Annotated in this window: 20 protein-coding genes and 1 other RNA gene; 9 read left to right on the top strand and 12 right to left on the bottom strand. The window is 60.0% G+C overall.

All coding sequences use genetic code 11. The features are described 5' to 3' along the window. Positions 1 to 24: 24 nt before the first annotated feature. The gene (locus GFJ39_RS12040) at positions 25 to 1,413 is read left to right on the top strand and encodes a phage fiber-tail adaptor protein (protein WP_153431545.1); all 1,389 of its coding nucleotides are present in this window, start codon (positions 25 to 27) and stop codon (positions 1,411 to 1,413) included. A 559-nt stretch (positions 1,414 to 1,972) separates the two neighbouring features. Here GFJ39_RS12040 and GFJ39_RS12035 read toward each other — a convergent pair. Both GFJ39_RS12035 and thyX read right to left on the bottom strand, forming a co-directional pair. After that, entirely contained in the window at positions 1,973 to 2,170 is a 198-nt protein-coding gene (locus GFJ39_RS12035) for a hypothetical protein (RefSeq protein WP_153431544.1), read from the bottom strand. After that, on the bottom strand, positions 2,157 to 3,068 hold the full coding sequence (thyX, locus tag GFJ39_RS12030) for an FAD-dependent thymidylate synthase (RefSeq protein WP_153431543.1): 912 nt from the start codon (positions 3,066 to 3,068) through the stop codon (positions 2,157 to 2,159). Before thyX ends, GFJ39_RS12035 begins: the two co-directional genes overlap by 14 nt. 94 nt (positions 3,069 to 3,162) lie before the next feature. Here thyX and ssrA point away from each other — a divergent pair. The 3 genes from ssrA to GFJ39_RS12015 all read left to right on the top strand — a co-directional run bounded on the left by ssrA (position 3,163) and on the right by GFJ39_RS12015 (position 4,649). After that, positions 3,163 to 3,486: a transfer-messenger RNA gene (ssrA, locus tag GFJ39_RS12025) on the top strand. A 102-nt stretch (positions 3,487 to 3,588) separates the two neighbouring features. Further along, positions 3,589 to 4,164 carry an SspB family protein gene (locus tag GFJ39_RS12020; RefSeq protein WP_153431542.1) on the top strand — a complete coding sequence of 192 codons (576 nt, stop codon included), beginning with the start codon at positions 3,589 to 3,591 and terminating at the stop codon, positions 4,162 to 4,164. Positions 4,165 to 4,256: 92 nt separating this feature from the next. Further along, a complete protein-coding gene (locus GFJ39_RS12015) occupies positions 4,257 to 4,649 on the top strand; it encodes a VOC family protein (RefSeq protein WP_011252963.1) in 393 nt (130 codons plus the stop codon). A 34-nt stretch (positions 4,650 to 4,683) separates the two neighbouring features. Here GFJ39_RS12015 and GFJ39_RS12010 read toward each other — a convergent pair whose 3' ends face one another. The 3 genes from GFJ39_RS12010 to GFJ39_RS12000 all read right to left on the bottom strand — a co-directional run bounded on the left by GFJ39_RS12010 (position 4,684) and on the right by GFJ39_RS12000 (position 6,667). Next, entirely contained in the window at positions 4,684 to 4,902 is a 219-nt protein-coding gene (locus GFJ39_RS12010; RefSeq protein WP_011252962.1) for a hypothetical protein, read from the bottom strand. Positions 4,903 to 4,995: 93 nt separating this feature from the next. Beyond that, positions 4,996 to 5,793, bottom strand: coding sequence for an ABC transporter ATP-binding protein (locus GFJ39_RS12005; protein ID WP_153431541.1), 798 nt, complete (start codon positions 5,791 to 5,793; stop codon positions 4,996 to 4,998). Between the two features lie 4 nt (positions 5,794 to 5,797). Next, positions 5,798 to 6,667, bottom strand: a complete 870-nt coding sequence (locus GFJ39_RS12000; protein WP_153431540.1) for an ABC transporter permease — start codon at positions 6,665 to 6,667, stop codon at positions 5,798 to 5,800. Positions 6,668 to 6,874: 207 nt separating this feature from the next. On the opposite strand from GFJ39_RS12000, the gene GFJ39_RS11995 reads away from it, so the two are divergent. Genes GFJ39_RS11995 through GFJ39_RS11985 form a run of 3 tightly spaced genes read left to right on the top strand, consistent with a single transcriptional unit; the run spans position 6,875 to position 9,430 of the window. Continuing rightward, a complete protein-coding gene (locus GFJ39_RS11995) occupies positions 6,875 to 8,245 on the top strand; it encodes a transglycosylase SLT domain-containing protein (protein WP_153431539.1) in 1,371 nt (456 codons plus the stop codon). Between the two features lie 52 nt (positions 8,246 to 8,297). Continuing rightward, the gene (locus tag GFJ39_RS11990; RefSeq protein ID WP_153431538.1) at positions 8,298 to 8,846 is read left to right on the top strand and encodes a peroxiredoxin; all 549 of its coding nucleotides are present in this window, start codon (positions 8,298 to 8,300) and stop codon (positions 8,844 to 8,846) included. Then, a complete protein-coding gene (locus GFJ39_RS11985) occupies positions 8,843 to 9,430 on the top strand; it encodes a DUF1643 domain-containing protein (RefSeq protein ID WP_325062938.1) in 588 nt (195 codons plus the stop codon). Before GFJ39_RS11990 ends, GFJ39_RS11985 begins: the two co-directional genes overlap by 4 nt. Positions 9,431 to 9,462: 32 nt before the next feature. On the opposite strand, the gene GFJ39_RS11980 is transcribed toward GFJ39_RS11985, so the two are convergent. Next, positions 9,463 to 10,089: a POTRA domain-containing protein gene (locus tag GFJ39_RS11980; RefSeq protein ID WP_153431537.1), complete on the bottom strand. Its 627-nt coding sequence runs from the start codon at positions 10,087 to 10,089 to the stop codon at positions 9,463 to 9,465. Positions 10,090 to 10,386: 297 nt separating this feature from the next. On the opposite strand from GFJ39_RS11980, the gene GFJ39_RS11975 reads away from it, so the two are divergent. Then, positions 10,387 to 11,946, top strand: a complete 1,560-nt coding sequence (locus GFJ39_RS11975) for a carbohydrate porin (protein ID WP_153431536.1) — start codon at positions 10,387 to 10,389, stop codon at positions 11,944 to 11,946. Positions 11,947 to 12,094: 148 nt separating this feature from the next. Further along, positions 12,095 to 14,344, top strand: coding sequence for a TonB-dependent receptor (locus GFJ39_RS11970; protein ID WP_325062937.1), 2,250 nt, complete (start codon positions 12,095 to 12,097; stop codon positions 14,342 to 14,344). Between the two features lie 86 nt (positions 14,345 to 14,430). Here GFJ39_RS11970 and GFJ39_RS11965 read toward each other — a convergent pair whose 3' ends face one another. The 6 genes from GFJ39_RS11965 to GFJ39_RS14300 all read right to left on the bottom strand — a co-directional run bounded on the left by GFJ39_RS11965 (position 14,431) and on the right by GFJ39_RS14300 (position 19,314). Further along, positions 14,431 to 15,993 carry a carbohydrate porin gene (locus tag GFJ39_RS11965; RefSeq protein ID WP_153431535.1) on the bottom strand — a complete coding sequence of 521 codons (1,563 nt, stop codon included), beginning with the start codon at positions 15,991 to 15,993 and terminating at the stop codon, positions 14,431 to 14,433. Between the two features lie 217 nt (positions 15,994 to 16,210). After that, on the bottom strand, positions 16,211 to 17,710 hold the full coding sequence (locus GFJ39_RS11960; RefSeq protein WP_153431534.1) for a peptide MFS transporter: 1,500 nt from the start codon (positions 17,708 to 17,710) through the stop codon (positions 16,211 to 16,213). Positions 17,711 to 17,746: 36 nt separating this feature from the next. Beyond that, entirely contained in the window at positions 17,747 to 17,896 is a 150-nt protein-coding gene (locus GFJ39_RS14105) for a hypothetical protein (protein ID WP_194285370.1), read from the bottom strand. A gap of 4 nt (positions 17,897 to 17,900) precedes the next feature. Further along, on the bottom strand, positions 17,901 to 18,821 hold the full coding sequence (locus GFJ39_RS11955) for a DnaJ C-terminal domain-containing protein (protein ID WP_153431533.1): 921 nt from the start codon (positions 18,819 to 18,821) through the stop codon (positions 17,901 to 17,903). Further along, the gene (locus GFJ39_RS14100) at positions 18,818 to 18,976 is read right to left on the bottom strand and encodes a hypothetical protein (RefSeq protein ID WP_194285369.1); all 159 of its coding nucleotides are present in this window, start codon (positions 18,974 to 18,976) and stop codon (positions 18,818 to 18,820) included. Before GFJ39_RS14100 ends, GFJ39_RS11955 begins: the two co-directional genes overlap by 4 nt. A gap of 182 nt (positions 18,977 to 19,158) precedes the next feature. Continuing rightward, on the bottom strand, positions 19,159 to 19,314 hold the full coding sequence (locus tag GFJ39_RS14300) for a hypothetical protein (RefSeq protein ID WP_228391929.1): 156 nt from the start codon (positions 19,312 to 19,314) through the stop codon (positions 19,159 to 19,161). Positions 19,315 to 19,424 lie beyond the last annotated feature (110 nt).

Here is a 19,424-nt window from a genome sequence, read left to right as displayed (position 1 = left end):
ACACATGACTGAAGTGAGGGCCGCATGACGACGGTGCACAATCTGACTCCTTCAACGCTGCGGACAACTGTGCTTGAGGGCGCCGTTGGAACGCTATCACAGGTCATCTTCAGCCCGAAGGCATCGGCTGACTGTCTGGACTACACGCTGGACTTCTCGGCACTTCTGGCTGGAACAGGTGACACGCTGGCCTCGATCCGGTCTGCAACAGTCATGACCACCGCAGGCGGAAACTATGCCCTCGCAATCGTATGGAGCGCCGTAGCCGGGACGCAACTGGTTACGTTCCTTGCCAGCGGACAGCCGAATACAACCCAGAAGATCCTGTTCGAAGTTACGACTTCGCAGGGGCGCGTCTATTCGGTGATGGCGGTTCTTCAGATAACGAATCTGACGGCCGCCACAGCTCCGCCCTCATCGGACTTCCCTGTCGATACCCTGACGAACGGCAAAGTATTGATCGCTGGCGTGGAGGCACTACCAGCAGGCTATTCATCCAACGGACGTGTCGTAATGGCGACAGAGGACGGTACCCCTGTCGGCACGCCTTCCTTTACGAGTGTTGAAGCTACCTCTTACTCTGGTGACGGTTCGGGGTTGGATATTACTGCTTCGGAGAAAACCCGGACGATCGCGGAATGGATTGCATCGCTCTCCGGTGCCAGCGAAGGCGTGGGTATAAAATCCATCGAGGCGACTCAGGGGCCGCTCACGATGGGACAACCATCCACGGTCACGCTTACGGCCACCCTCACGGATGGCACAGCGACGGAAACGACGTTTGTAGCTCCACCCGGGGTTCCTGGCGCAACAGGGGCCACGGGCGCGCAGGGGGACGCCGGGACCGCAGGAGCAACCGGAACTGCGGGGGTTGACGGCAAAAGCGCGTATCAGGTCGCGGTCGCGGAGGGTTATTCCGGAACGGAAGCGGAATGGCTGACTACTCTCGTTGGACCGGCCGGACCACAAGGTGAAGCGGGGGCGACGGGCGCGATGGGTCCGGCTGGCTCAGACGCTGATGTGACGGCCACCAATATTGCGACGGCGCTCGGTTACACGCCCGCTAACGGGGACGAGTACGCAGCACTCGCCGGGGCGGCTTTCACAGGCGGCATTACGCTTCCGGGCAACCTCGGGCTGACGTTCAAGGACAACGCAGGGACATACGTCTATACCCAATGGTCCTACAATAACCTTGTATGGGCAGGCGGAAGCGGGCAAGGGGCGTTCTGCTGGCCAGGAACCCTCCAGACAGCGGCTTATACCTACACCAATCTTCCATCTTCTCCTCAGGACTGGTGCTTCGCAGTCGTGACAGACAAAGCCATCAATGGCGGTACGCAGGGTGTCATGGCGATGTATAACCCGAACACCAAGACGTGGACTGGTCTGAGCGGTGAGGCACTGGCGTGAGGAGGTTGGTATTTTACAGACTCCTTGCCCTCCCGACCTGTTGGGCCGGATCGACGACCATGGACCTGCCGGATGCCGGGGCAGGCCGGATAGCCCGAGTACTCCTGGGACAGAATGATTCGGTCCGGATGGGCGTGTCCGGGCGGATCAAAACAGATCCGGACTTGCGGGCAGAAACCGCCCCATCTCCAATTCTTCGGACTCCGAAAACATGTCCTGAAAATCAATCACGCACAAGTATCGCGGTCACATAGGATGAAATGTGGGTATTCCAAGAATCTTCTTGACATATCTGCGCTGGAATCCAGATATTCCAACCAATTCTTTCCAAAAATTATTGCCTGAAATCAAGTCTTTAGAGACAGACATCTGGAAATTGACCCGAATCGATCAACGGTAAAAGAGAAACTCCATCCCTGTGGATAACTCTGTTCGTAAAAAGATCGGGAGTTGATGTGAGCATCATCACACACATTCGGCTCGAATCTCTCACAAAATCTGCACAAATAAAAACAGAAGCAGAGACCGGATTTTACCTATTATTTACAGGTCTGAGTATTTATGAAGCAGGCCAGAAAAAATGAATGGCGAGAGATGTCAGGACAAGAATCACCGCTATTGCTGCCCACAGAAATAGATTCGGCGCTTTTTCTGCCACATCTTCGACCGGATTGAGCGCCTGTGCTTCCCGTGCGGCGAGCATCAGGCGTTCGAGATCGTTTCCGGCTGGTCCCGGAGCGGGATCAGGATGCGCCATCCAGAACCGCCGCCATTTCCGACCACTCGCGCTTGGTCAGGCCGGAATTTTCCTGTGTGACCGTTTCACCGGCCAGACGGCGGCGCACCACCTTCAGCATACCGGCAGAAAGCGTGAAAGCGCCGAGACGATATTCCTCGAAGGCTGCTGCCGTTGCCGGAACCCACGTCTTGAGGATCTCGATCATCTTTTCCGCATAGACGCGAATTTCGTACTGCGCGTGCGGATCAGCCCGCAGAGCAAGGAAGTGCATCAGATTGTGCAGATCGATCTTCCAGTACCACTGCGTATACGTGTTCAGGGTCAGGTTGATCCGCGCGAGCTCACGCGCCAGACCCATGCCTTCCGGGTTCAGAAGGCTTTCGTAGTCATCATAGCACTGGCTGGCATCGCGGCGCAGGATCTCCAGAACCTGATGCGCCGTATCGGCATCCAGAGCATCGCTCCGCCCCTGCCGGTTCGAACTGCTCTGCGCAGCGACCTGATCCATCGCGGGCAGATAGAACTCGCGGTCCAGAATGGAATAACGCGCGGAATACTCATTCACGCTCGCCATGCGATGACGGATCCACTGACGCGCCACGAAGACCGGCAGCTTCACATGGAACTTGATCTCGCACATCTCGAACGGCGTGGAATGACGATGGCGCATCAGATAGCGGATCAGTCCCGCATCCTCGGACACCTTCTTCGTCCCACGGCCATAGGACACCCGCGCAGCCTGAACGACCGCACCATCATCGCCCATATAATCGACGACGCGCAGGAAACCATGATCCAGCACCTCGAAAGGTGTGAAAAGCAGATTTTCCATCGCCGCCACGGTCGGACGGGAGGTCAGCTGGGGTTCGCTGCGCTGCGCTTCGATTTCAGCGCGCTGTTCGGATGTCAGTGCCATGGCGGCGGCTTTAGCATGGGCTTTTGCCCGGCGTCATCCGAATGAATCGGATTGACACGATTCCGGAGGCTTAATTTTTTTCATCCCCGCCTTTTCCCTTGCGGCGAAGCACCCGCACTCCTATGTTCAGCAGTGCAAGGGGTTCGTCCCCGGCTATGGCGATAAACGGTAAGTGAAATAAGTGTTGTGGACCCGGGGGCAGTGCCCGGCGTCTCCACCATGAAAATCCCTCGCAACGGGGATCTGTGGGGACGAAACAGGCTCGACACGCATGGTAAAGACTTATCTTTTGCCCGGCATTGTACCACCGTCATCGGGCTAAACTTACAAGTGCCAACGATAACTCTGAGGTGCTCGCTGTCGCTGCATAAGCGATAAGCGCGGTTCGGGAGGGCACCGGGCAACAGAAGCCCTCCCACCTCATCATGTGTCCCCGACATTCACAGCAAAGACGGCTTGCCATCCGCGCCCGTCTGTCGCATCCCTTGAGCGAGTTGACTGAAACATCAGGCTTGCGACCATGAGCGACGACGACCACAACGGCCAGGACGGCTTCGAGCACGAGCTTCCCGAGAGCCTTCTCCCTTATGATGACTGGGTGGAAGACGCCTATCGTGAAGTCATGCTCCGTGCGATCGAGCATGTTGCGGCCGAAGGGCTGCCAGGGGCCCATCACTTCTATCTGACGTTCCGCACGAACCGCCCGAATGTCATCATCCCGGCCCGTCTGCGGGCGCAATATCCTGAAGAGATGACCATCGTCCTTCAGCACCAGTTCTGGGATCTGGCGCTGGACCGAGAGAAGAACGTGATTTCCGTTGGCCTGTCCTTCGGCGGCGTTGGCAGCATCCTGTGCATCCCCGTGAACGCCATCACGGCTTTTGCCGATCCCCATATCCGCATGGCACTGCGCTTCAGCCATTCCCCGCTGGAGGAGGATGAAGACGTCGAGATCCCCGAAGGCGCCGCGGAGCCGGACGATATCGATCCCGCCCACCATCCTGAGGTCCAGCCGGAAACGGCTTCGTCCGAAGACATGAAGAAAGATGCTGAAGTCGTCAGCCTGGCCGCATTCCGCAAGCGGCCGCCGACCTGAGCATCCGCCCCGCGGGATTTCGAAAACGGATTGGCCAGACAGTGTTTTTCCGGCCTATACTGGCCGGAACGTCGCTCTCATGAGGGATCCCCATGCGCTTTACCGTCGATCGCCTTGACCATATCGTGCTGACCGTCCGGGACCGGACCCTGTCTGCGTCCTGGTATCAGCGTGTTCTGGGAATGGATATCGACGAATACGGCCGCAACAACCGTGTGGCCCTGAGCTTTGGCGGACAGAAGATCAATCTGCGTCCCGAAGGCTCGGAAGGCTGGGAAACGGCGGGCGATGCCGCGCCGGGAACGTCAGACCTGTGCTTTACGACAGCCATCGCCAGCGAACATATCGTCCGGCATCTGGAAAAATGCGGGGTGGAAATCGTCGAAGGCCCGGTGGCGCGTCTGGGGGCGCTGGGTCCGATCACGTCTGTCTATTGCCGTGACCCGGACGGCAATCTGATCGAACTGGCCTCCTATAACGGCTAAGGGCGGCAGAGCGCACGCCCCACCGCCCGCTGGGTCACCAGTTCTTGGAAATCAGCCAGAACTCTTCGGAGGTCAGCGTGATGGCATTGCAGTCCTTCGTTTCGGCCGCAGCCTTGGCGAGGGCGTGAATGCGTTCGATCATGATCGTTTTGCGCTGGTGAGCCTCGGACGTTTCCTTGACGGTCGATAAGGTCTGCAGAGCGGATTCGGACGCTTTGGCGACACGCGCGGCGTCAATGGCGGCATAAGACATGAACTGTCTCCCTGAATGTCAAAACCGGGAGGCAGCCTACTCCACGCGGGATCGGATACCAACTCCGTCGCCCCCGCATCGCCGCAGCACACCCTAGACGGGCGTTGCCGCCACCGCTGCCTCATAGGCGTCCAGCACATCCGCAGTCGGCCCGTCCATGCGGACTTCCCCGCTCTCCATCCAGATGATGCGCGTGCACCATTGACGCAGAACCGTCAGCGCATGGGATGTTACGATCAGGATCTCCGCAGAATCAACCATCCCTTCCAGCCGCGCCCTGGCCTTGTCCTGGAACTTCTGGTCACCGGCCATGAACCATTCGTCCATCAGCAGGATGCGGGAGCGCGGCACCGTTGCCAGCGCGAACCCCAGCCGGATGGACATGCCCGAGGAATAGAGGCGCACCGGAAGATCGAAAAACGCACCCAGATCGGAGAACGCCTCCACATCCTTTTCCAGTTCCTGCGTTGCAGTCCGGCTCAGTCCCATCCGGCAGGCGAAGAGCTGGATGTTTTCCCGCCCCGTGAGTTCGCTGTTCATCCCGGCTTTCGGATCAATGAGGGCATGGGTATCGCCATCGATATCCAGGATCCCATCATCCGTTTCGTAAATTCCGGCCAGAACACGCAGCAGCGTCGATTTTCCCGCCCCGTTATGCCCGACGAGGCCGACCCTTTCTCCTGCACCAATCGTGAAGCTGACTTTGGAGAGAGCCTGGACTTCCACGACCTCGGTTGCATTGTCGCGCATCCGCATCCGGCCACCGAGCGTTTCCGTCTTTCCGGCCACCGTGCTTCGGGCGCGCGACAGCAGCGTCTTTTTGAGGGAGCGGGAGCCGCCGTGGAGTACGGGGAAAGACAGGGACAGGTCTTCAAGACGGATATGAGCCATGATGTCAGATCCAGAAAACCAGGCGCGACCGTACCCGGATAAATGACTGCACGGCAATCAGCCAGAACACGACACTGGTGGCCAGCGCAATGCCCCAGATCTGCAGGGACGGCATGTGTCCCAGAAGAGGCTCACGCACGATTTCCAGCAGCGGATAGAACGGATTGTAAAGCAGGTAAGCTGCCCGGGGTCCAAGCTGCTGCGGCATCCAGATGACCGGCGTGACATAAAAAACGATCTGCAACAGAGCACCGATAATCGGCGCGACATCGCGGAAACGCGCGCAGAGCGAACCGAACAGCATGCATGCGGCAAAACCGTCCAGGCCCCACAGCGCAAGCGCGGGGATCGCAAGCAGGGCATCCAACCCCGGCCAGAGATGATAGAGGGCGAACACGCCAAGCGGCACGACGATGTTGTGGGCGAAAACGATTGCATTACGCACCACGACCCGAACCGCATACAGCAGGAACGGCAGCCGGACGGACCGCACCATGTCCTCGGCATCAAGGAAGCAGGTACAGGATTCCTGGATCAGGCTGGAAAACCCGACGCTCCACAGGGTAAGCGACAGCGACAGAAACGGGAGATAGGACGCAAGCTGCATGTGAAACAGCTTGCTGTAGAGCGCCCCCATCGAGGCAACCATCAGGGCAGAGGTAATGGTCAGCCAGAATGGCCCGAGCGTGGACCCACGGTACCGAAGCCGGATGTCGAGCCAGCCCAGCCTGACACCCAGCCGCCACAGACGGCGTGTTTCCTTCCAGTCAGCCCAGGCCCGGGTCGCCGGACTGCCCCGCAGAGCGTCACGACTGCCCTGCCTGTGCGGCGCATCGTTGTGTGCGACATCTGAAGCTGGAGAAGATACACTCATATCGTCCGCCTACCCGATCCCCCCACCCCCGGCAAGACGGCGCGCGGGGGAAGTTCATATTCGGGAAATGAATCTCCGCTACACTCCTTTCCGTAAGCCTCTCCCTGTCAGAAAATCTGCCCTGTAGAGCCCTTTTTCCTAGTTTCGCCGTAATCCCCGTGTATGCTTGCCACATTGAGACAAGTTTTCCTCAGGTGCCCAGACCCGATGCCCAGACCCGTCTTTCCGTTCCGGACCACTGTCCGCACCCTGTCTCTCATCCGTGCGGGTACTGCCTTGGGTCTGGTCGGACTGCTCGCCGCCTGCGCCGGCAACAATGCCGACATGGGCGGCGGACCGGAGCTTCCGGTTTCACAGGAAGCAGCGAATTACCGCGCCCACGCAAAATCCTACTATGCCCCCCCCGGCCCGCCCGGCGATCCCTGGGGACCGTACATCCAGGAAGCCTCCAACCGCTTTGATGTGCCCGAAGCCTGGATCCGGGCCGTCATGCAGCAGGAATCCGGCGGGCACCTCTTTGACCATAACGGCAATTTCATCACGTCGGTTCCCGGCGCCATGGGCCTTCTTCAGCTCATGCCGCCGACCTATGACGACATGCGCCAGCAATATGGGCTCGGCGAAGATCCTTACGATCCGCACGACAACATCCTCGCGGGAACAGCCTATCTCCGGCAGATGTATGACATCTACGGATCTCCCGGCTTTCTCGCGGCCTATAACGACGGGCCCGGAAGCCTCGACCGCTATCTTCGCCGGGGCCGCGCCCTGCCCCGTGAAACGCGCCGCTACGTGGCTGCCATCGGACCGCATATCGCTGGCATCACGCCGCATAACCGCTCCGCGGCCGACCTTCTGGTCGCCCAGCATGATCCCAATTCCCAGGTCATGCTGGCCCAGAACACACAGTCGGCAGACATAGCCCCGGTGACTTCGGCCTCCGAGCGGCAGGCTGTCAGCGCGGCATGGAACCACAGGGAAGCCGCCGACACGTCGTCTGACGTTTCAGAGTCGGACACTCCGGCCGCGACACTCCAGACGGCTCCTGTTACGGCTCCCGTGCAGGTCGCCTCCGCCGCAGGCTCCGAAGCCCCCGCGAGCATCAGCGCAGCCTGGGCCGCGCGAGGCTTTACGCCGACACCGGCCCGTCCGGCCGTCCGGCAGGCATCCGTTCCCGATGACGAAGTCGCGGATAACCGGGTTACAGCGCAGGAAATCCCGATCGGGCATCATCTGCAGCCTCAGCCGATCATGGCCGTCATGCCAGTCAACCGGGTGCACCCCCACATTTCCCTTCCGGCGGTCTCCGCATCCTCCAAAGCGGCAACGGGCAACTGGGCCATTCAGGTCGGGGCCTTCGCCAATGCGAAGCAGGCAAGCATCGCCACATCTGCAGCCCATAGCAAAGGCGGCGTCGTGGTGGCTTCGGCCCGATCGCAGGTCGAGAGCGTGAAGGGGGGCCGTTCCCATCTCTATCGCGCGCGCCTAACCGGTCTGACGCATGAAAATGCAGTTGCAGCCTGCCGCCGTCTGTCGCACGGTTCTCCATGCGTCGTGGTTCCGCCCGGCGCATATTGATCCGTTTTCCGGGCCTTTCCGCCCGCTTTTCTGACAGGGATACACCACCCCGATGCGCCGCTTCTTTGCAACGACCGCTTTTTGCGCTGTCGCCCTCGCCGGCGCCCTGACCACCGCTCCGGCGCATGCTGCCCTTGAAACCGGCACCCATGCCCCGGATTTTTCCGCTTCTGCCAGCCTCGGCGGGCACGAGTTCACCTATCATCTGGCGGATGCGCTCAAGACCGGCCCCGTCGTCCTGTATTTCTATCCGGCGGCTTTCACCAAGGGCTGCACGATCGAAGCCCATGAGTTCGCGGATGCCATCCCGGATTTCAAGGCACAGGGCGCCACCGTCATCGGCATTTCCATGGATCCGATCGACAAGCTGAACCGCTTCTCGGTCAGTGAGTGCCGCAGCGTTTTCCCGGTCGCAGCCGATCCGACCGGAAGGATCACCCTCAGCTATGCCGCCAAGATGCCCCTGCTCCACATGGCAAGCCGCACGTCCTATGTCATCGCACAGGATGGCCATATCGCCATGAGCTATGCCTCCATGTCTCCTGACGAGCATGTTTCGCGCGCCCTGGCCGCGGTAAAGGCCCTGAAGCAGCATCCGTGAGTGTCTGTTCTTCGTCCATAGGCCCGGACCTGTTCGGGCAGCATCATGTGGGCGATTCACGTCCCCTGAAGCTTGCTGATGACATCACCAGCACGGCGATCTACGGCGGCCCGCAGGACTGTTACCGTTACACCCTGCGGCGCGTCTGGGACGAAAACCGTCCCATGATCATGTGGCTGATGATGAATCCGTCTGTCGCGACCGAGTTCGGCGATGACCGGACGGTCGCCAAGTGCCAGCGCTATGCACGTGCCTGGGGCTATGGCGGCATGTTCGTGGGCAACAGCTTTGCCTATCGCTGCACGGACCAGAAGCGGCTGCTGGAAGTGTCCGATCCTGTCGGGCCGGACAACGACGCCCATCTGCTGGACATGGCCCGGAAGGCCGATCTTGTGGTCCTGGCTTACGGCTCGCCACAGGCCAAGGGGCTGCGCGCGCGGGGAACGGAAGTCGCCCGGATGCTGGCCCATCACGGTATCAGGGTGACGGCACTGCGCCTGAGCAAAAGCGGGCGTCCGGAACACCCGCTCTACCTGCCCTCCGCCCTCACCCCGCAGCCGCTTGATCCGGATATGCTGGACTGAGCGGCGTTTCTGGCGGGCCGCGGTCCTGAGGGTCAGTTCCCGGCCTTGTCCTGCTCGTGAATGCTCCAGACGAGCACCACGTGCTGGTCATGGTTGGGATAAGTCGCCTGCGGCTGGATCGAACCGGACGCTTTCCTGCTCTTGTACAGGGCCTGAATGGCCTGCATGTCCGCGGACAGAAGCTCGTTCGTAACCGGGCCGCCGGCCCGAAGCTTTGTCACCGCTTCCAGATCAGCGGTCGAAACCTTTTTGTTCCCCTGGAACTCCACCTTGTCGAGCACCAGAGCGGTCGGCGTTGCGGCACCGGGAGCCTGTTCCTCGATGACCAGCTTGACGGAGACGGCCTTGCCGGAAATCCGCATCTGTTCTCCAAGGCTGACACCCACCTTCCGGGCCGAATACAGATCGCCCACGCGCTTCTGCGCGGCGGCCAGTTCATCGCGCGTGACCATGTCGCCCGCATGATGACCGAAGGCCTGCAGAATATCCGCCGTCGGAACGCGGCTGTTGCCCTGAACGGCCACCGTCATCAACTTTAGCGGAACAGTTGACGCCGGGAGGGCGGCGTGAGCCTGCTCGGTTGTAATCATTCCGATAACAGGGAACACGGCAAGCGAAACGCCAAGAAAACTCCGGGCCAGCAGGGAGGGAAGGGACATCTGGCAATCTCCTGTAATGAAAAAGATGAGAAAATCTCTGACTTTTACGCTACAAGACTTCCCAGCGTTGGCAAATCTTCTTCTGAACTCCGGTTAGAGCAACATCCTCCGGACGGATGCGTTCAGTATCCTCGAACTCCGGTGGCGTCTTCTTTTCGACGCCTTTCTTCCAATACCGGCGCTTCGGGACCAATTCTGCCCCTGACAGGATCTTCAGGGATACACAGCTTCCAGCAGCTCTGGACCACAACCAGACTCCCGTTCCACCAATTTTATTGCAAAGGCCCCGTCCGTTTCATGCCTGTACTCGCTTCTTTCGCCCGGACTTCTTCCCGAATCCGCTCCGAACACCTGCGGTCTGTCCTGATGGGGCTTTTTTCCGTTTCCATGCTGGCTGCCACCGTCGACAGTGCTCAGGCGCAGTCCGATCCCGCCCCCAACAGCGCCCGCAATCGCGTTTCCAGAGCCGCTGCCCTGCCGTCTCCTGCCCCCCAGAACAGTGAGACACCGGCCAATGGTGGCAGCAACACACCCATCATGCAAAATACCGTCTCCGGTTTCGCCCAGGCGGAAGGAGACCCGGGCCCCTACTTTTCCGCGCCCATGGGATCACAGCATTTCCTGGGAGACTGGGGTGGCGTGCAACCGTGGCTTCTCAAACACGGCATCCACCTCATGGCCGCCATAAACGAGGAATTTGCCGGCAATTTCACGGGCGGCAAGGAGCGCGCCTATTCTGACGCCGGACAGTTCGGCATCGAACTGGATATCGACTGGAACAAGCTCGCTGGCGTGCGGAACTTCTGGACACATACCCTCATCGTCAATGGACATGGCCAGAGTGTTTCCCGCAATTTCGGCGACTCCATCGCTGCCGTGCAGGAAATATACGGTGCCCGAGGAAACGTGGTGGCGCACATGGTCGCGATGTATGGCGAGATGTCCTTCGTTCATAACCGCATCGATATCAACGCAGGCTGGATTCCGGTCGGCAGCTTCTTCGCCGCCTCCCCGCTGTTCTGCAACTTCATGAACGTCGCCATGTGCGGCAATCCCGCACCGAACAAATATACGGAAGGCAATCGTGACTGGCCGTCGGGCAATCTGGGCGCAATCGTCCGGGTCATGCCGACCATGGACACCTATATCATGGCGGGCCTTTTCGCTGTCAGCCCGCACTCCTATAATGGCGGTATCTCGGGCTGGTCCTGGGCGCAGTCGGGTCTCGGCAAGTTCTCCACACCCGTTGAAATCGGATGGACCCCCAAGTTCGGCCACAACCAGCTTCAGGGCCATTACGTCATCGGCTATTCCTACGACAATTCGCGTTACGTGAATCTGTACGGGGACATTCACGGCAATTCCTGGCAGCTCACGGGCCAGCCCCGCCGCTACGAGGCGGGCCGCAACAGTGCGTGGCTCATCCTCGACCAGATGCTGGTCCGCAATGGCCCCGGCAAAACGAACGGGCTGATCGCCATGGCTGGCGCAATGTACAGCGATGGCAAGACCGTTGCGATGCGTGACCATGAATGGGCCGGTCTGGTCGATACCGGCTCCGCCTGGGGCCGTCCGCTCGATACGGTTGGCGCGATGTACCAGCATTTCGATATGAGCCACACGGCAGCCCTGCAGCAGGAATCGTCCCTGGCACTTGGGCTGCCCTATCAGAACAACCAGTGGGGCGCGGTCTATGGTCCGCAGAGCCATGAGAACGTGTACGAACTGTTCTATTCCGCCCATATCGCCCGGGCGATGGCGCTTCAGCCGGACTTCCAGTACATCCAGCGCCCAAGTGCCACGACGACCTTTCATGATGCCGCAGTTCTGGGCGTTCAGTTCACCGTCGTTCTCTGACACAAGGAACACAGCGGTTTTTCTGCGAAGCGGGGCCTGAAGGGTCCCGCTTTTTCGTATCCGGCAACATTCGGCAATCACAATTTAATTGCGAATAACTCGCATTATACCGATAACCTGCCAGGCCGTTCATTGTTCCGAGGTTTTCGTGCGCGCATCGTTTTCTGCACCGTTCTCACACCCTTTGCGGGCTGCGCGTCTGTCCTGCCTGCTGCTGGCGGGAACAGCCTTTCCTGCTCTCGCAGCCAGTCCCGTCCCGACCACGACAACCGCCACGCCCCCCGCGAGCAAGCCAGCCGCCAAACCTGCCAGCACGACCGGGCAGGTCACACCCGACGAAGAGATCGTCGTCCGGGCCAGAAAGCGGGACCAGATGCAGGTCAGCAGCGGCGGCCAGCTTGGCGCTCTGGGCGACAAGAAAGGTCTGGACGTTCCGTTCAACATCCGCAGCTATAACTCCAGCCTGATCCTGAACCAGCAGTCCCAGACACTGGGCGAAGTGCTGGAAAACGATCCGTCCGTCCGTACGACCTTCGGCTATGGCAATTTCTCGGAAATGTTCGTTATCCGGGGTTTTGCCGTGGATGGCGACGACGTGTCGATCAACGGCCTGTACGGCATCACCCCCCGCCAGCTTGTCTCGCCAGAACTGTATGACCAGGTGCAGGTTCTCAACGGTGCCAGCGCATTCCTCAACGGCGCGGCCCCGGGCGGGTCAGCCATTGGCGGCAACATCAACCTGCTGTTCAAGCACGCAACGAACGCTCCCCTCACCCGCATCACGGGTGACTACACCAGCAGCGCCATGGGCGGTGGCAGCATCGATGTCGGCCGTCGTTTTGGCGAGGACAAGGCCTTCGGTGTGCGCCTGAATGTCGCAGGCAAAAGCGGGGAGGATTCCGTCACGGATGAATATCGCCATTCCACAACGCTCGGTGCCGATTTCGACTGGCATGACCGCAGCAACCACACCAGAATCACCATGGATATCGATTACGAGAACCAGGGTGTGAACGGTGGGCGACCCGCGATCTTCCTGGGCAGCGATGTGACATCCGTTCCGCGCCCCGCTGCGCCCTCGCACAATTTCGGTCAGCGCTGGGCCTATAACGACCTGAACTATGTCTTCGGCATGCTCAACGTCGAGCATGACCTGACGAAAAACGTCATGCTCTATGGTGCCTTCGGAGCTCTGACCAGCAACGAGAAGGGCAATTACTCCAACCCGACCGTCACCGACACGGCGACCGGTTCTGGAACCGCCGGTGCCATGTATGTGCCGTACGATCAGACCAATGAAAGCACGCGCGCAGGTGTGCGTGCCCATTTCCGCACCGGCCCCGTCCGCCACGAGATCAACGCCGGCGGCTCCGGTCTGTGGGAAGACAGCGCCGCCGCCTATACGATGGCTCTCACACCGAGTACGACCAACATCTACAATACGCCACAGTTTTCCGCCCCGGCCGAGACCTTTGCGGGTGGCGTCGTCAACGATCCGCAGACGATCAGCCGAACCCGCCTGTACAGCCTGTTCTTCTCGGACACGATGTCGCTCTTCCATGACCGCGTCGCCCTGACAGGCGGCTTCCGATACCAGAACATGCTCATCAACGGCTACAATTACAGCACGACCGGTCAGGGCGCGATGAGCAGCCATTATGACCAGGACGCCATCACTCCCGTCGTCGGGCTGGTCATTCACCCCACCCGCCGGACATCGCTGTATTTCAACCGGATCGAGGGTCTTTCGCAGGGTCCGACGGCGACCGGAAATGTTCAGAACGTGGGCGAGATTTTCCCGCCCTACAAATCCACCCAGTATGAAGTCGGCGCGAAATACGACACGGGCCGCTTCAGCGCCGCGCTTGCCGTCTATGAAATTTCACAGCCCAATGCCTATTCCGTGGCAGTCGGCAATACGGGGGAATTCGCGTTTCGCGAAGACGGTCTGCAACGCAATCGCGGTATCGAACTGACGCTGAATGGAGAAATCCTGCCCGGCCTGCGATTCAATGGCGGTGGCACAGTGATCCAGGCGGACCTGCGCCATACGGCAGGCGGCCTTCAGGACGGCAACACGGCCATCGGCGTGCCGAATTACACGATCAACGGCAATCTCGAATACGATCTGCCATTCCTTAAAGGCGCCACGGTCGTAGGCCGCGTGGTCAACACCGGCAAGCAGTGGGTCAACACGGCCAATACGCTGCACATCCCGGTCTGGACGCGCTTCGATCTGGCGGGGCGCTACACCTTCGTGACACATCACACGCCGGTCACGCTGCGCTTCGGCGTCGATAACCTGGCCAACACGCGTTACTGGTCCTCGGCCTTCAATGGTTATCTGATGCAGGGCATGCCCCGCACCTTCAAATTCTCCTTCACGACGGATCTGTAGTCCGTTTCAAACCGCTGAAAACGAAAAACGCACCCTCCCTTCAGGAGCGGCGCGTTTTTCATATCCGGTCTTCCGACCAGCAAAGATCAGAACGTGATGCCCGTTTCGAAATCCAGCAGCAGCGGGTTCTTGTAGCGGTTCGTGCCGCCCGTACTCCAGATATACTGTGCACCCGGCCGGATCACGAGCCAGGGCGTCGGACGCCAGCCATAGTTCAGCTCAAGCGCATGCTCCCCGGACGGCTTGTTGATGCCCTGCGCCCCGGCGGCCTGCATCTGGCGCGCCCAGTTCGTCAGCTTCGGGTTCACCCATAGCATTTTCATGCCGATGCTGATCGTGTCGTTCGGACGATTGCGGAACGTGCCCTTGCGGGTCACACCCCAGGTGATGAAATACGGTGCGACGGCTGTGCGCGGATCGCCCCAGGTGAAAGACGTGAACAGTGTCGTTCCGCGGTTCGGGTCGGCCTCATCACGCTGAAGCATCCGGTCAAACTGGAACCAGCCACCAAACCGTCCACGAACCTTCTGCGTCGGAGCGGACAGCAGATACTCCGCCGGAACGGAGAACATGCTGAGCTTGGAATAGACATCGCTGACTTCGGACGTATCCCAATAGCCACCGATCTTGATGTTAGTCTGGAGCGGACCGCTATAGTCGTCCTTGCCACCCTGATGCCAGCCAAGCTGGAACGGGAGATAGGTCCCGATCGCGTCATGCAGATTCAGCTTCCAGCCATTATGCGTGTTCGAGATCGTCGGATCGATCGAATATGCGCCGAACTGCACCAGATAATGGTTGTTTCCAGCCGGATAGAACTTCACCCAGGCCCCCGGATGGGCCGTCGGATACCAGCCATAGCCCGAGTTCATCGCAATGGACTGCGGCATACCGCAGATCGCGTTGGATTCGAACTGGCAGTACTGACTCATGCCCCAGTAGATGGAGGATTGCTCGAAATCGTTCTCGGTGTTGATCTCACCCACCTCGGTCGAAACATAACGGTTCCAGGGCATTTCCCATGACAGACGCGTCAGACGCACCGTCTCGCCCGAACCAAATATCTGCTGCGGACTGTCCAGCGCCGGAAGCGTTGCGCCAATGCCCAGTCCCTGACGCGCTGTGATCAGCGTATGGAACATACCCAGATTCAGGCCGGTCAGCTTCTTGAGGTTGAAATCGACATTGATGCCGAATTCATCCGCATAGCGCACGGCTTTCGTTTTGCCACCGATCGGATTTCCGGCACTGTCTTCAAGATAGTGACCACCGATATTGATGCCCTTGTCGGTCAGCCAGGTACGCCAGCCACCCCAGTCACCCGTCATGGTGCTCTGGGTCAGCCAGTCATGGAAGGATGCCGGGAAGAAACGGCTTTCCGTCGTATCGGACGTTTTCGCTGCGCTCTCGACGCCCGTCTTTGTCGGAGCTGGTTTGACCAGAAGCGGGACCGGAGAAACGGATTTCGTCCGGATCTGCGGGGTACCCATGGTCGCCGTGCTGGTTCTGGCGGCAGCTTTCTGGCGCCCGTCAACAACGCCGGCTGGTGTCGTCTGTGCATGGCCAACGGCAGTCATGCCAAGAAGCACCGCCGTCATGGCACAGGCCATCAACAGCGCTTTCGTCCAATCCCGCCCGAACGTCCCCATCTTCCAAACTGTCTCCCTGTGACACCATTGCAGCCGACAGCGCGTGAGGCTGTTGCCGGGCACTGTCATACAGTCCGGAAACGGTCCAGAATAGGGTATGGAAGACCTATGTTTTCGTAATATGCCTTTCGCGACGCTGTCCTGAAGCGGAACGTCAAATTTTTATCCGGAGATTTCTCCCGGATTACAAAAAGTTTAACGCTACAGTTTCCGGGACTTATCCGCCGATCACAGTTACGTGTTCCCGATCCCATCGCCGAGTCAGAGGCTCCAGAAGCGCCAGAACCACTACGACGGCAGCCGCAACTTTACACAGCGTCCGGAACAGCCCCGCATAGAGCGCAGCCCCACCGCCACCCGCCACCACCTCTGGCGGAAGCGCCGCCTGATTGGCGATAATGCTGCCCACATACATGGCAATCCCCCACAGCAGATAGAGCGCCCCCATCATGAAACCGCTCAGCCGCGCAGGCGAATATCGTGCGATGATGGCCAGTCCCAACCCATTCGTCAGCAGTTCCGCCAGAGACAGGAAGCCATATCCCACCACCATGATCCAGGGAGACACCAGCCCGTCCGCATGAGCGGCCGCCGCCCACCAGACCGCAAATCCGATCGAGACCATGGCGTAACCGAGAAGCATCTTGCGGGCATGGGATGTCTGTTTCTGCTGCTGGCCCATCCGGTTGTACAGGAACGCCAGAACCGGACTGAGAGCCATGATCCAGACGGAATTGAGCACCTGAAACTGCCCGGCCGACATGTGAAAAAGCGTCACGCTCCCGATGCGGTAGTCGCCGGAAACCCCACGCAGGGCAAACAGTGTCAGGGACGTCGTCATCTGCTGGTAGAATACGAGATAGATCGTACCCTGCAGACACAGCATATAGGTCAGCCGAAGCCCCGGACGCTCGGTCTGGGGAGCCCGCACATAGAGCGCAACCCAGATCGCCGCCAGTCCCGTCCCCGCCGCAATCACGCACAGACGCGCCAGCGTATCGCTGCCCAGAACCCAGGCATTGAAGGCAGTCAGCACGGCAAGACCACCCGCAACCATTCCGAGCCGTGACAACGGGACCGGCTGTTTTTCCGAAACCGGCGTCGTCGGCTCAAGCCAGCTGGAACGCAGCGCATAATAAAGCAGCCCGATCCCCAGTCCGCCCGCGCAGGTCGCAAAGGCGGCAGGCGCACCGTAGTGAATCTGGAGCCAGGGCGTAAGCAGCATGGAAACGGTCGAACCGACATTGACGGACATATAATACAGCGTAAAGGCCGCATCGAGCGCGGCATGATCCCCTTTGTAGATCCGGCGCACCAGATTGCCTGCATTGGGCTTGAACAGGCCATTCCCCGTGGAAATCAGAGCCATCGCCACCAGAAGCAGCGTATGGGACTGTAGCGCTGCCGCCAGAAAGGCATAGCCGCAGGTCAGGGACAGGGCCCCCATGACCATCGTCCGCCGCGCGCCCAGAACGCGGTCACCAATGACGCCACCAATGACAGGCGTGATGTAGGTCAGCGCTCCGAAAGCGCCCATCATGAGATTGGCGGCCGCATCGGCCATTCTGAGCTGTTCGACCATGAACAGCGTCAGGACGGCCTGCATGCCGTAATATCCAAACCGCTCCCACAATTCGATGGCCAGAACGACCGTAAACGCCCTGCGGCGCAGTCCCGGAGCGGAGACCCCGGCTGTAGAAAAAGAGGATGCAGTCATGCAGAACCCGTCAGAAACCAGAAGACAGGCCGCATCTTAGGGCAAATGCCACTCCCCGGCGAGGATCAGTGCGTGCGTACTGACGATGCCCAGAGCCATCACGAAGATCAGCGCCACAATACCGCCGATGATGTCACTCCACGGCCATTCCGGCAGTCTCGACCGGACGCGACGCACCATCCCCATGTTTTCAGCTCTCCTGCTGGCTGAAGAAAGCCTCCAGCTCGGGGGAGACAGTACCGATATGAACCTGCAACGTCACCAGCAGATCACCGGCCGGATGCTTTTTATCGCCCGCTATCCCCCGCCCGGACAGACGCAGGACCTTGCCGCTGTCGGAATGCTTCGGAATCTTGACCGAAACATCGCCCTTGGGGGTGGGAACGGCGATCTTGCCGCCCAGAACAGCCGTCTTCAGGTCGAGGTTCTGCGTGATGCGCAGATTGCGTCCCTCCCGGACATACCGACTGTCGGGCGTGACCGTGATCGTCAGAAGCGCATCCCCCGGAACACCCGGCTGCCCGTCCATTCCCGGACGGCCAGGCGCACCCTTGCCGCGCACGCGCAGGGTCTGGCCGTCTTCGACTCCTGGCGGAATACGGACCTCGGTATGCCCGCCCTCTCCCAGTGTCAGATCCAGGGAGGTCCCCAGAACAGCCTGCTGGAACGAAATCGTCACAGCATAACGGCGGTCGGACCCTTTGGACGCACGCCGTCCGGCCGAACCGCCCGGCTGGAAATCGCCGCTGAAGCCGCCCCCGAACATATCCGAAAAGAAAGAGCCCAGATCTTCCTGATTGAAGCCGCCCTGAAAGCCCTGTGTGCCCCCACGCGGACCGCCCGGACCATACCCGCCGCCGCCAAAGCCACCACCGAACGGTCCGCGCTCCTGACCGTCGGCGTCGATCTCACCGCGATCGAAACGCGCGCGCTTTTCCTTGTCGCCGATGATGTTATAGGCCTGCCCGACCGCCTTGAAGCGCTCTTCGGCCTTCTTGTCGTCCGGATTGTGATCCGGATGGTACTGCTTGGCCAGTTTCCGATACGCGCTGCGGATTTCCTTGTCCGTCGCCGTTTTCGAAACGCCCAGTACCGAATATGGGTCGTTCATGTCATCTCCCCGTCTTCTTCAGGTCCCTCATCCAGCAGGGAAATCAGGACCGCAATGACTTCATTCTGCGGGAATCCGGCCCGCACACCGTCTGAGATCAGGGCCTGCAGCTTCGGGCGAAGATAATCCTCTGCGGGATGTCCGTCGTCTGCCATTTCTGATCCTCCGTTATTCCCAGATGTGTGATCGCACGGGGCTGGGGTCAATGTTTCAGAACAAACTCTGCAATATCAGACACTACTGCACCATCCAGCGGCAGTGATCCATCCGCAGCCGGAGCAACACCAAGGTCCGCCAGCGGGATGGATCACATTCGGCAGCAGAACAACCTCCGCCTTCAGATCAGCCGCAGTGTGGCAGACTTTGGCCCCAGAACCGAGTTTCCATCCCGATCCGTTGGCCCGGAATCCGGAAGCATCAGAACGACGGCCATACCGGCCCCCGCATTCACGAAGGTCCCTGCCAGCGCCCCCCAGAGGAGCGGGCGCTTCAAAGGCCGTGTTCTCAGCCGCAAGGGTATGAGACGACAGTCCACCAAGGACCGACAGAAGCAAGAGGAAACGCAACACTGCCGGCTTCATTTTGCGCCTCCTGTTCAGGTGC

The sequence above is a fragment of the Gluconobacter aidae genome (genome assembly GCF_009547075.1).
Lineage (GTDB): Bacteria > Pseudomonadota > Alphaproteobacteria > Acetobacterales > Acetobacteraceae > Gluconobacter > Gluconobacter aidae.
This window is presented reverse-complemented; position numbering and strand designations above follow the sequence as displayed.

Excerpts from the sequence above, each read along its gene's own strand:
- GFJ39_RS12040 (WP_153431545.1), top strand. The coding sequence starts at position 25 with ATGACGACGGTGCACAATCTGACTCCTTCAACGCTGCGGACAACTGTG.
- GFJ39_RS12035 (WP_153431544.1), bottom strand. The coding sequence starts at position 2,170 with ATGGCGCATCCTGATCCCGCTCCGGGACCAGCCGGAAACGATCTCGAA.
- thyX (WP_153431543.1), bottom strand. The coding sequence starts at position 3,068 with ATGGCACTGACATCCGAACAGCGCGCTGAAATCGAAGCGCAGCGCAGC.
- GFJ39_RS12020 (WP_153431542.1), top strand. The coding sequence starts at position 3,589 with ATGAGCGACGACGACCACAACGGCCAGGACGGCTTCGAGCACGAGCTT.
- GFJ39_RS12015 (WP_011252963.1), top strand. The coding sequence starts at position 4,257 with ATGCGCTTTACCGTCGATCGCCTTGACCATATCGTGCTGACCGTCCGG.
- GFJ39_RS12010 (WP_011252962.1), bottom strand. The coding sequence starts at position 4,902 with ATGTCTTATGCCGCCATTGACGCCGCGCGTGTCGCCAAAGCGTCCGAA.
- GFJ39_RS12005 (WP_153431541.1), bottom strand. The coding sequence starts at position 5,793 with ATGGCTCATATCCGTCTTGAAGACCTGTCCCTGTCTTTCCCCGTACTC.
- GFJ39_RS12000 (WP_153431540.1), bottom strand. The coding sequence starts at position 6,667 with ATGAGTGTATCTTCTCCAGCTTCAGATGTCGCACACAACGATGCGCCG.
- GFJ39_RS11995 (WP_153431539.1), top strand. The coding sequence starts at position 6,875 with ATGCCCAGACCCGTCTTTCCGTTCCGGACCACTGTCCGCACCCTGTCT.
- GFJ39_RS11990 (WP_153431538.1), top strand. The coding sequence starts at position 8,298 with ATGCGCCGCTTCTTTGCAACGACCGCTTTTTGCGCTGTCGCCCTCGCC.
- GFJ39_RS11980 (WP_153431537.1), bottom strand. The coding sequence starts at position 10,089 with ATGTCCCTTCCCTCCCTGCTGGCCCGGAGTTTTCTTGGCGTTTCGCTT.
- GFJ39_RS11975 (WP_153431536.1), top strand. The coding sequence starts at position 10,387 with ATGCCTGTACTCGCTTCTTTCGCCCGGACTTCTTCCCGAATCCGCTCC.
- GFJ39_RS11965 (WP_153431535.1), bottom strand. The coding sequence starts at position 15,993 with ATGGGGACGTTCGGGCGGGATTGGACGAAAGCGCTGTTGATGGCCTGT.
- GFJ39_RS11960 (WP_153431534.1), bottom strand. The coding sequence starts at position 17,710 with ATGACTGCATCCTCTTTTTCTACAGCCGGGGTCTCCGCTCCGGGACTG.
- GFJ39_RS14105 (WP_194285370.1), bottom strand. The coding sequence starts at position 17,896 with ATGGGGATGGTGCGTCGCGTCCGGTCGAGACTGCCGGAATGGCCGTGG.
- GFJ39_RS11955 (WP_153431533.1), bottom strand. The coding sequence starts at position 18,821 with ATGAACGACCCATATTCGGTACTGGGCGTTTCGAAAACGGCGACGGAC.
- GFJ39_RS14100 (WP_194285369.1), bottom strand. The coding sequence starts at position 18,976 with ATGGCAGACGACGGACATCCCGCAGAGGATTATCTTCGCCCGAAGCTG.